Here is a 1,340-nt window from a genome sequence, read left to right as displayed (position 1 = left end):
CAGGCTGCTGAAATACTCCCCGCCGGTCGGCGCGCGATGATGCCCAAGCGTTGGAAGTTGATCCCCCGACAGTTGCAATCAAGACCCCAGAAGATGCGCGGAGCCGATACCTTCACCGAGAGCTTGTTCACCATGCGCCGCCTGGAGGACTTCGTGCCCGCCGATCATCCGCTGCGCCCGATCCGCGCGATGGTCAATGAAGCGCTGCTCAAGATGGACCACCTGTTCGCCGGCATGTACGAGGCCGACATCAAGGGCGGACGCCCCAGCATCGCACCGGAGAAGCTGTTGCGCGCCATGCTCCTGCAGATCTTCTTCAGCGTCCGCTCGGAGCGCCAGCTCATGGAGCAGACCCAATACAACCTCTTGTATCGCTGGTTCATTGGCCTGTCTATGGACGATGCCGTCTGGGTTCCCACGGTCTTCACCAAGAACCGCGAACGACTGATCGCGCACGACACGATCATCGAGCTGTTCAATCACATCGTGGAGACGGCCGATCGCAAGGGCTGGCTGTCGGGGGAGCACTTCAGCGTGGACGGCACCCTCATCCAGGCGTGGGCCAGCCACAGGAGCTTCGTGCGCAAGGATGGCGGCGACGATGACGCAGGCGGCAACACAACGGGTGGCACTACCTTCAAGGGCCAGACCCGCAGCAACGACACACATGCCTCTCGCACCGATGGCGATGCGCGGCTGTACCGCAAGGGCAAGACAGCCAGCGAGCTGCGCTACATGGGCCACACCCTCTCGGACAACCGCCATGGCCTGATCGCCAACGCGATGGTCACCACTGCAGATGGCTATGCCGAACGCGAAGCGGCCAAGGTCATGATCCACGCCGCTTGCGAGGCGGCCGACGAGGACACGATCAGCATTACGCTGGGCGCGGACAAGGGCTATGACGCCGAGGAGTTCGTCAATGCATGCGAGGGCATGGGCGTGATACCGCATGTGGCCCAGAACAAATCGAACCGGCGCTCCGCTGTGTCCGACACCATCGCAGCCAGCGAGGGCTACGTCCTGTCGCAGCGCAAGCGCAAGCTCATCGAGCAAGGCTTCGGCTGGGCCAAGACGGTGGGAGGAATTCGCCAGGTGATGGTGCGCGGGATCAAGCGCGTGGACCAGTTGTTCGTGCTGACGATGACGGCATACAACTTGACGCGCATGCGCTCGCTGGGACAAATCCGTCCGCAGGCGCTGTGAGGCATCCGAAAGCCCTCAAAACACCTCAAATCAGCAAAAAACGGCTTCAGAACTCACCGATCAATGCACGATGTGAAACGGTACTCTCGCCGCAGAGCATGGCTCAAGTTGACGCGGAGTATTTCAGCAGCCTG

The 1,340-nt window shown here is 61.6% G+C and carries 1 protein-coding gene; it reads left to right on the top strand.

All coding sequences use genetic code 11. From position 1 onward, the window contains the following. The first annotated feature begins 93 nt into the window (after positions 1 to 93). Complete coding sequence (locus WKW82_RS40500) at positions 94 to 1,206, top strand: IS5 family transposase (RefSeq protein WP_340348845.1); 1,113 nt, start codon at positions 94 to 96, stop codon at positions 1,204 to 1,206. Positions 1,207 to 1,340: the final 134 nt, after the last annotated feature.

Origin of the sequence: Variovorax rhizosphaerae (assembly GCF_037889975.1) — a bacterium.
In the GTDB taxonomy this organism is placed as follows: domain Bacteria; phylum Pseudomonadota; class Gammaproteobacteria; order Burkholderiales; family Burkholderiaceae_C; genus Variovorax; species Variovorax rhizosphaerae.
This window is presented reverse-complemented; position numbering and strand designations above follow the sequence as displayed.

Bases quoted from the DNA above. Each gene is read 5' to 3' on its own strand.
- WKW82_RS40500 (WP_340348845.1), top strand. From the start codon at position 94: ATGCGCGGAGCCGATACCTTCACCGAGAGCTTGTTCACCATGCGCCGC.